The organism is Arthrobacter sp. I3 (assembly GCF_000520575.1).
GTDB classification, from domain to species: domain Bacteria; phylum Actinomycetota; class Actinomycetes; order Actinomycetales; family Micrococcaceae; genus Arthrobacter; species Arthrobacter humicola_A.
The window spans coordinates 98,101-108,101 of sequence record NZ_KI914938.1; the positions used below are offsets into that span (position 1 = coordinate 98,101).

General features: G+C 59.5%; 4 protein-coding genes and 3 rRNA genes. 6 read left to right on the plus strand and 1 reads right to left on the minus strand.

The genetic code is table 11. From position 1 onward, the window contains the following. The first annotated feature begins 212 nt into the window (after positions 1-212). From Y706_RS0115265 to Y706_RS0115290, 6 genes are all read left to right on the plus strand, one after another. A 16S ribosomal RNA gene (locus Y706_RS0115265) occupies positions 213-1,739 on the plus strand. A 550-nt stretch (positions 1,740-2,289) separates the two neighbouring features. Next, positions 2,290-5,424 (plus strand): 23S ribosomal RNA (locus Y706_RS0115270). A 221-nt stretch (positions 5,425-5,645) separates the two neighbouring features. After that, positions 5,646-5,762 (plus strand): 5S ribosomal RNA (gene rrf, locus Y706_RS0115275). The 16S, 23S and 5S rRNA genes sit together here, the layout of an rRNA operon. Before the next feature lie 390 nt (positions 5,763-6,152). Then, the gene (locus Y706_RS27540; RefSeq protein ID WP_028277281.1) at positions 6,153-7,544 is read left to right on the plus strand and encodes a CBM96 family carbohydrate-binding protein; all 1,392 of its coding nucleotides are present in this window, start codon (positions 6,153-6,155) and stop codon (positions 7,542-7,544) included. A gap of 136 nt (positions 7,545-7,680) precedes the next feature. Continuing rightward, positions 7,681-8,541: an SDR family NAD(P)-dependent oxidoreductase gene (locus Y706_RS0115285; protein WP_028277282.1), complete on the plus strand. Its 861-nt coding sequence runs from the start codon at positions 7,681-7,683 to the stop codon at positions 8,539-8,541. Positions 8,542-8,635: 94 nt separating this feature from the next. After that, positions 8,636-8,935: an excalibur calcium-binding domain-containing protein gene (locus Y706_RS0115290; RefSeq protein WP_253906805.1), complete on the plus strand. Its 300-nt coding sequence runs from the start codon at positions 8,636-8,638 to the stop codon at positions 8,933-8,935. Between the two features lie 192 nt (positions 8,936-9,127). On the opposite strand, the gene Y706_RS25730 is transcribed toward Y706_RS0115290, so the two are convergent. After that, a partial coding sequence (locus Y706_RS25730; protein WP_156945164.1) for a putative bifunctional diguanylate cyclase/phosphodiesterase occupies positions 9,128-10,001 on the minus strand: 874 nt, incomplete at its 5' end.

Genomic DNA, 10,001 nt, shown 5'->3' on the forward strand with positions numbered 1-10,001 from the left:
AAATGAATTGTTTCGGAAAGTATTCGAATGTGTCTGTTGTTTGAGAACTCAATAGTGTGCCAAGTTTGTTGATACCAATTTATTGTATTGAATTGGTTGAATTTGCCGGGCCCGCCACCCCGTGGTGTGGTCTGGTGTTTTTGGCTGGTTTCAAATTTTGTGCAGCGTGTGCATCCCGTTTTCCCGGGGGCGCATGTTGTGTCTGTTTTACTTCAACGGAGAGTTTGATCCTGGCTCAGGATGAACGCTGGCGGCGTGCTTAACACATGCAAGTCGAACGATGATCCGGTGCTTGCACCGGGGATTAGTGGCGAACGGGTGAGTAACACGTGAGTAACCTGCCCTTAACTCTGGGATAAGCCTGGGAAACTGGGTCTAATACCGGATATGACTCCTCATCGCATGGTGGGGGGTGGAAAGCTTTATTGTGGTTTTGGATGGACTCGCGGCCTATCAGCTTGTTGGTGAGGTAATGGCTCACCAAGGCGACGACGGGTAGCCGGCCTGAGAGGGTGACCGGCCACACTGGGACTGAGACACGGCCCAGACTCCTACGGGAGGCAGCAGTGGGGAATATTGCACAATGGGCGCAAGCCTGATGCAGCGACGCCGCGTGAGGGATGACGGCCTTCGGGTTGTAAACCTCTTTCAGTAGGGAAGAAGCGAAAGTGACGGTACCTGCAGAAGAAGCGCCGGCTAACTACGTGCCAGCAGCCGCGGTAATACGTAGGGCGCAAGCGTTATCCGGAATTATTGGGCGTAAAGAGCTCGTAGGCGGTTTGTCGCGTCTGCCGTGAAAGTCCGGGGCTCAACTCCGGATCTGCGGTGGGTACGGGCAGACTAGAGTGATGTAGGGGAGACTGGAATTCCTGGTGTAGCGGTGAAATGCGCAGATATCAGGAGGAACACCGATGGCGAAGGCAGGTCTCTGGGCATTAACTGACGCTGAGGAGCGAAAGCATGGGGAGCGAACAGGATTAGATACCCTGGTAGTCCATGCCGTAAACGTTGGGCACTAGGTGTGGGGGACATTCCACGTTTTCCGCGCCGTAGCTAACGCATTAAGTGCCCCGCCTGGGGAGTACGGCCGCAAGGCTAAAACTCAAAGGAATTGACGGGGGCCCGCACAAGCGGCGGAGCATGCGGATTAATTCGATGCAACGCGAAGAACCTTACCAAGGCTTGACATGGGCCGGACCGGGCTGGAAACAGTCCTTCCCCTTTGGGGCCGGTTCACAGGTGGTGCATGGTTGTCGTCAGCTCGTGTCGTGAGATGTTGGGTTAAGTCCCGCAACGAGCGCAACCCTCGTTCCATGTTGCCAGCGCGTAATGGCGGGGACTCATGGGAGACTGCCGGGGTCAACTCGGAGGAAGGTGGGGACGACGTCAAATCATCATGCCCCTTATGTCTTGGGCTTCACGCATGCTACAATGGCCGGTACAAAGGGTTGCGATACTGTGAGGTGGAGCTAATCCCAAAAAGCCGGTCTCAGTTCGGATTGGGGTCTGCAACTCGACCCCATGAAGTCGGAGTCGCTAGTAATCGCAGATCAGCAACGCTGCGGTGAATACGTTCCCGGGCCTTGTACACACCGCCCGTCAAGTCACGAAAGTTGGTAACACCCGAAGCCGGTGGCCTAACCCCTTGTGGGAGGGAGCTGTCGAAGGTGGGACTGGCGATTGGGACTAAGTCGTAACAAGGTAGCCGTACCGGAAGGTGCGGCTGGATCACCTCCTTTCTAAGGAGCACCTACAACTTTCTCTGCCGGGCGTTATGTCCGTGTGGTGGGGTTGTCAGGAGTACGCCCGTTGCGCAGACGATTGTTCTGCGGCGGGTGCTCACGGGTGGAATATCAACAAATAGCGGCCGCCGGTTCTTCGCCGGCACCCAGTACGGTCCCCTGTGCTTCCTTTGGAAGTCCGGGTGGTCCTGGAACGGTGCGGGAGAGGTGATGGGCGGTTTAGTGTTTGGCACACTGTTGGGTCCTGAGGCAACAGGACCATGGCGCGGCCGCGTTGTCCTTCCCTTTCGGGGTGGGTGCGTGGTGGTGGTGTGGGAACGTTTGTTTCTGGTTTCCTGGCTGCACCGATCACACGGTTGTTCCCTTTTGTGGGGCGTGTGTGGGGTGTGTGGTACGGGGTTGTTGTTTGAGAACTACATAGTGGACGCGAGCATCTTTTATAAGAAGCAATTTCCAAGAATATGAACCTGGATCTGTCGCTGTTGCCTTTTGGGGTGATGGTGGTGGTTTCTGTGGTTCTCTCGAAAATTACTCCTTGATCTTTTGTGGTCAAGTTTTTAAGAGCACACGGTGGATGCCTTGGCATTAGGAGCCGAAGAAGGACGTAGGAATCTGCGATAAGCCTGGGGGAGTCGATAACCGGACTGTGATCCCAGGGTGTCCGAATGGGGAAACCCCGCCAGGGGCGCGAGCTGCCTGGTGACCCGCATCTGAACACATAGGGTGCGTGGAGGGAACGCGGGGAAGTGAAACATCTCAGTACCCGCAGGAAGAGAAAACAATAGTGATTCCGTCAGTAGTGGCGAGCGAACGCGGATCAGGCTAAACCGTTCCATGTGTGATAGCCGGCGGGCGTTGCATGGTCGGGGTTGTGGGACTTCCCACTCCAGCTCTGCCGGGCTGGGAAGGTGAGAGTGCAGGCATAGGTGAACGGTCTTGAAAGGCCGGCCGTAGAGGGTGTGAGCCCCGTAACCGAAATGTTGTGCACCGCCTGGTGAAGTATCCCAAGTAGCACGGGGCCCGAGAAATCCCGTGCGAATCTGTCAGGACCACCTGATAAGCCTAAATACTCCCTAATGACCGATAGCGGACCAGTACCGTGAGGGAAAGGTGAAAAGTACCCCGGGAGGGGAGTGAAACAGTACCTGAAACCGTGTGCTTACAATCCGTCGGAGCCTCCGCGAGCGATCGTGTAGGGGTGACGGCGTGCCTTTTGAAGAATGAGCCTGCGAGTTAGTGTTACGTCGCGAGGTTAACCCGTGTGGGGAAGCCGTAGCGAAAGCGAGTCTGAATAGGGCGTTGCAGTGGCGTGATCTAGACCCGAAGCGAAGTGATCTACCCATGGCCAGGTTGAAGCGACGGTAAGACGTCGTGGAGGACCGAACCCACTTCAGTTGAAAATGGAGGGGATGAGCTGTGGGTAGGGGTGAAAGGCCAATCAAACTTCGTGATAGCTGGTTCTCCCCGAAATGCATTTAGGTGCAGCGTTGCGTGTTTCTTACCGGAGGTAGAGCTACTGGATGGCTAATGGGCCCTACAAGGTTACTGACGTCAGCCAAACTCCGAATGCCGGTAAGTGAGAGCGCAGCAGTGAGACTGTGGGGGATAAGCTTCATAGTCGAGAGGGAAACAGCCCAGACCACCAACTAAGGCCCCTAAGCGTGTGCTAAGTGGGAAAGGATGTGGAGTTGCGAAGACAACCAGGAGGTTGGCTTAGAAGCAGCCATCCTTAAAAGAGTGCGTAATAGCTCACTGGTCAAGTGATTCCGCGCCGACAATGTAGCGGGGCTCAAGTACACCGCCGAAGTTGTGGATTTCAGACATTAGCCAAGCCCTTGTGGTTCAGGCGTCTGGAGTGGTAGGGGAGCGTCGTGTGGGCAGTGAAGTCGCGGTGGAAACCAGCGGTGGAGCCTACACGAGTGAGAATGCAGGCATGAGTAGCGAAAGACGGGTGAGAAACCCGTCCGCCGGATGATCAAGGGTTCCAGGGTCAAGCTAATCTGCCCTGGGTAAGTCGGGACCTAAGGCGAGGCCGACAGGCGTAGTCGATGGACAACGGGTTGATATTCCCGTACCGGCGAAAAACCGCCCATGCTGAACAGGGGATACTAACCGCCCGAAACCTGCCTGACCGCCCTTGTGGTGGAAGGGTTTTGGTGGAGCGCGGGACCTGATCCTGGGAGGCAAGCGTATTAACAGGTGTGACGCAGGAAGGTAGCCGAGCCGGGCGATGGTTGTCCCGGTCTAAGGATGTAGGGCGAACGGTAGGCAAATCCGCCGTTCATGATGCCTGAGATCTGACGGGACCCCCGTAGGGGGGGATTCGGTGATCCTATGCTGCCGAGAAAAGCATCGACGCGAGGTTTTAGCCGCCCGTACCCCAAACCGACACAGGTGATCAGGTAGAGAATACTAAGGCGATCGAGAGAATTATGGTTAAGGAACTCGGCAAAATGCCCCCGTAACTTCGGGAGAAGGGGGGCCCCAACCTTGAACACCACTTGCTGGTGGGAGGGGATCGGGGCCGCAGAGACCAGGGGGAAGCGACTGTTTACTAAAAACACAGGTCCGTGCGAAGTCGCAAGACGATGTATACGGACTGACTCCTGCCCGGTGCTGGAAGGTTAAGAGGACCGGTTAGCCGCAAGGCGAAGCTGAGAATTTAAGCCCCAGTAAACGGCGGTGGTAACTATAACCATCCTAAGGTAGCGAAATTCCTTGTCGGGTAAGTTCCGACCTGCACGAATGGAGTAACGACTTCCCCGCTGTCTCAACCATAAACTCGGCGAAATTGCAGTACGAGTAAAGATGCTCGTTACGCGCAGCAGGACGGAAAGACCCCGAGACCTTTACTATAGTTTGGTATTGGTGTTCGGAGTGGCTTGTGTAGGATAGGTGGGAGACGTTGAAGCCCGGACGCCAGTTCGGGTGGAGTCATCGTTGAAATACCACTCTGGTCACTTTGGACATCTAACTTCGGCCCGTAATCCGGGTCAGGGACAGTGCCTGATGGGTAGTTTAACTGGGGCGGTTGCCTCCTAAAAAGTAACGGAGGCGCCCAAAGGTTCCCTCAGCCTGGTTGGCAATCAGGTGTCGAGTGTAAGTGCACAAGGGAGCTTGACTGTGAGAGAGACATCTCGAGCAGGGACGAAAGTCGGGACTAGTGATCCGGCGGTACATTGTGGAATGGCCGTCGCTCAACGGATAAAAGGTACCTCGGGGATAACAGGCTGATCTTGCCCAAGAGTCCATATCGACGGCATGGTTTGGCACCTCGATGTCGGCTCGTCGCATCCTGGGGCTGGAGTAGGTCCCAAGGGTTGGGCTGTTCGCCCATTAAAGCGGTACGCGAGCTGGGTTTAGAACGTCGTGAGACAGTTCGGTCCCTATCCGCTGCGCGCGCAGGAAATTTGAGAAGGGCTGTCCTTAGTACGAGAGGACCGGGACGGACGAACCTCTGGTGTGTCAGTTGTACTGCCAAGTGCACCGCTGATTAGCTACGTTCGGATGGGATAACCGCTGAAAGCATCTAAGCGGGAAGCTCGCTTCGAGATGAGATTTCCATACACCTTGTGTGTGAGAGGCCCCCAGCCAGACCACTGGGTTGATAGGCCGGATGTGGAAGCGAGGACTAACGACTCGTGAAGCTGACCGGTACTAATAGGCCGATAACTTACACCACACACTCTTCCCGTGAACGGATTCAAAAGACGTTCACACCAGGGAAGGGTACAAAGAAACAAGACTGCTTGCGTCCACTATGTGGTTCCCAAACAACAAACCCGTTACTTGACGGCACGTTGCGACAGGAACAAAACCACAACAAAATAACAACACCACAGATGTTGTAACCACAGATTTCCCCACCCCCGCCAACAACGGGCCCGGTGGCGGAGCAAGGGTTACGGCGGTCATAGCGTGGGGGAAACGCCCGGTCCCATCCCGAACCCGGAAGCTAAGACCCACAGCGCCGATGGTACTGCACCCGGGAGGGTGTGGGAGAGTAGGTCACCGCCGGAACACCATTAACGGTCGAGGACCCCCACCACCAGGTAGGGGTCCTCCCGCATTTAACCCAAAAAGCCCCTGATGACTCAGGCGGGCAGTTCTGGCATATGCCTAAGAACCATGGAAAAACCTTGGGAATTCCCCTAACCGGTGGAACCTTGGGAATACCTTTAAACGGCCAGCTATTTTGGCTATCGGCATTGAGAGGCCGGAATTCACCGGCTAGGGTTTGGATTCCCACGGACCACTAAGGCGCAGGGTGCGTCGACCGGACCTTATAGGAGTCCCGCGATGCGCGTAGATCCTGGATTCGCCTCGGGCAAGAACGCAACTACGAGGCATCGGTTCAGCCGTTCCTTTGCGGGGCGTCGAGGGATTTCCCTGGCGTCAGTTGTTTTCCTCGTGGCTGCCACAATTTCCCTTATTGCAGGCCCCGCCGAAGCCGCCACGCTGACCTTTTCTGCCACGGCCGATGCCGTCGTGAAGCGTGACAGCCCCACCATTAACTTCAGAACGGCGACAGGCCTCAAAGCTGATAATTCGCCGGTCGAAATGATCTTCCTCAAGCTCACGGTAACCGGCACCGCCGGCAGCACCGTGACCGGCGCCAAGCTCCGGCTGTTCGCTACGGATCCATCCAACTCGGGCGGCCAGGTCCGACGGGTCCTCAACAACTCATGGAGTGAGAACACGATCACCTTCAACAACGCGCCCGTTGCGGAAACGCCGATTGTGGCTTCGCGCGGCGCTGTTGCCGATAACACCTATGTGGAGTTCGATCTCTTCAGTGCGATTAAGGGCGACGGGACGTATTCGTTCCGCATCAGCAACACATCCTCTGACGGCGTGATTTACAGTTCCAAGGAAACTTCCGTCACCACGGAGCGGCCTCGGTTGACCGTCACCACGAACGCGACGCCGCCGCCACCTCCTCCGCCGCCCCCGCCGCCGCCTCCGCCCCCCGGCGACAACCCCTGCGGCACGGCGACCGCCCCTCCGGCGAAATACGACCACGTCATGTGGGTGCTGTTTGAGAACAAGACCTATTCACAGGTCATCGGGAACGCCAGTGCGCCGTACATGAGCACAAAGGCGACCCAGTGCGCCTCGGTGACCACCTGGGCTGACGCCGGCCTGGGACTGCCCTCATTGCCGAGCTATCTGGCCATGACCTCCGGCAGCACACAGGGCGTCACCTCCGATTCGAGCCCGAGCGGCCTGCCGCCCATCACGGCCGACAACATCTTCCGGCAGGTGCGTACGTCCGGCCAGTCCTACAAGAGCTATATGGAGGACATGCCGTCGAATTGCCGGCTGAGCGCGTCCGGGCTGTATGCCGAGCGGCACAACCCCGAAATCTACTACCAAGGGACGGGGGACAGGGCGGCATGCGCGGTCAACAATGTGCCCCTGGGCACCGTGAGCGCCGGGCAGCTGGCGGGCGACCTCGCCAACAACACTCTGCCGAATTTCTCCGTGGTGGTGCCGAATGTTTGCAATGACATGCATGACTGCAGCGTCGCAACGGGCGATACCTGGCTCTCGCAATGGCTGCCGGTCATCCTAAACAGCCAAAGCTACCGGGCGGGACGCACGGCGATATTCGTACTTTTTGACGAAGATACTCCGGTACCCAACTTCGTGGTGGCACCATCCGTGGTCCCGGGCACCGTTATCCAGGGCAACTACAGCCACTACTCCCTGCTCCGGACCACCGAAGAAATGCTGGCCATCGGCCTGAAGTTGCAGAACGCCGGCACGGCCCTGAGTTTCCGGTCGCCGCTGCGCATCTAGGCGCTGCGGGTGATTCCCAGCAGAGTCTCGGAAAGCTCCCGGCGCCGGTGGAACGAACTCCCAGTTGCACTCGTTAGAATTCGACGGGGCTGGATTCCCAAAGACCAGCCCACCGCTTCGTTCTAAGGACACCTCAATGCCCGAGCGCACTATCGTCATCACCGGAGCCAGCGACGGCATCGGCGCGTCCGCCGCGCGGACCTTCGCCCGGCAGGGGGAACGTGTGGTCGTCGTCGGGCGTTCCGCGCAAAAGACCGAGGCGATCGCGAACGAAATCGGCGCCGATTTCTTTGTCAGCGACTTCGCCGACCTTGCCCAGGTGCGGACCCTGGCCGCGCAGCTGAAGGAAAAGTACCCGCGGATCGACGTCCTGGCCAACAACGCCGGCGGCATCATGGGCCCCCGTGAGCTCACCGTGGACGGTCACGAGAGAACCTTCCAGGTCAACCACCTGGCCCCGTTCCTGCTCACCACCGAGCTGATCGAGGTGCTGACCGCCAGCCAGGCCACCGTCATCAACACCTCAAGCGTCGCGAATTCGCTCTTCGCCAAGTTCGACATCGACGACCTCGACGCGGCCAAGAGCTACTCCACCAACCGCGCCTACGGCAACGCCAAACTCGCCAACATCCTCTTCACCGCCGAACTGCACAACCGCTACAACACCGAGGGGATCTCGACGGCGGCGTTCCACCCCGGCGGCGTGGCCACCAACTTCGCTGCCGACTCCACAAGCCCCATGCGCCTGGCTTACAAGTCCTTCCTCAAGCGCTTCATGCTGACCCCTGACCAGGGCGCGGACACCCTTGTGTGGCTCGCCAACGCCACCCCGGGCCACGACTGGATCTCCGGCGCCTACTACGCCAAACGGACGCTCTCGAAGGCCAACAAGCAGGCCTACGACGCGGGCCTGGCCAAGGCGCTGTGGCAGCGCAGCGAGGCGATGGTGGCCCAGGACCTCGACAAGCTGGACCAGGGCTCGGATCACGGCGCCTGAGCCTCACCGGAAACACCGAATTCGTGGGTTAGCATTTTCCTGCCCCTCGCCGATCCGCGGCTGAGGGCTTCTACCTGGGGGAGTGCTCTTAAACGTGCGCCTGAAGAAATTGCTTATCGCATCCCTGGCGGCATCCGCCGTCGTCCTGAGCGCTACGGCCGTGCCGGCATCCGCCGCGCCCGCGCCGAAGTCGTACAAGAACTGCACGGAGCTCAACAAGGTGTACCCGCACGGCGTCGGCCGCAAGGGTGCGCGCGACAAGACGACCGGAAAACCGGTCACCACGTTCCGCGTCGACAACACCCTGTACAGCTACAACGACGGCGGTGCGCGGCACTGGGGCGAGTACGACCTCGACCGTGACAACGACGGCATTGCCTGCGAAAAGCGCTAGGGCCGGGAGCCTGCCGGGACTCTGACCCCTGGGGCGGGCCCGGACCATCCAACGAAGTGCCACGAACGGCCGCTAAGCCATGATGCTTAGCGGCCGTTTGCGTCCAATGGCGGAGTGTGGCGGAGTATGGAGGCGATAACGCGACCCGCCCAGACGGCCAGCGGCCGGCCTAACGTCAGCCGGCCCGCCCGCCTACCGCGCGGCGTCGACCTTGTCCAGGGCGTTCAGGGCACTCTCCATGGTCCCGGCCAGGTGGCTGGCGGGGGCCGGCTTGGCGAACAGATAGCCCTGCAGGGAGTCGCAGCCGCGGTCCATCAGGTATTTGGCCTGCGCGGGCGTCTCGATACCTTCCGCCGTGACTTTCAGGCCGAGGGCATGCGCTGCGCTGATCATGGTGGCGAAGAACGGGAGCTGTTCCTGGCCGGTCTTGATCATGGCCACGAAGGAGCGGTCGATCTTGACCATGTCCAGGGGCAGTTCCTGGAGCCGGCCGAGCGTGGAATACCCGGTGCCGAAGTCGTCCATGGCAATCCGGACACCGGCGCCGCGCAGCTGCCGCAGCTGGCCCAGCACGTCCGAGGAGGCGTCGAAGAACACGCTCTCCGTCAGCTCAAGGGTGAGCTGGCGCGGGTCAACGCCCGTGGACGCGGCAATCGCGAGCACGTCCGCGGCGAAGTCCCGGTGCTGGAACTGCAGGCCCGAGACGTTCACGGCGACGCTGTAGGCAGGATCGCCGGCCAGCCAGGGCCGGATCTCGGCGCAGGCGCGGCGCAGGACCTCGTCGCCGATCTCGCGGATCAGGCCGCTCTGCTCCGCGACGGGCAGGAACTGGTTCGGCGGCACCAGCCGGCCGTTCCGTTCCCACCGCGCGAACGCCTCGAACTGCACCACCGAACCGATGCCGGGCGAGACCACGGGCTGGTAGTGCACCGAGATCTGGCCCAGTTCGACGGCGCGCCGCAGCCCGGAATCGCCGTCGGCCTTGTGGGCCGCGGTGTTCAGCATCTCCGGCCGGAACCGCATCCAGTTGTTCTTCCCGGCAGCCTTCGCGGCGGTCATGGCGGCG

What these genes read in the sequence shown, in the direction of transcription:
- Y706_RS0115285 (WP_028277282.1), top strand. Translation starts at nt 7,681, where the DNA reads ATGCCCGAGCGCACTATCGTCATCACCGGAGCCAGCGACGGCATCGGC.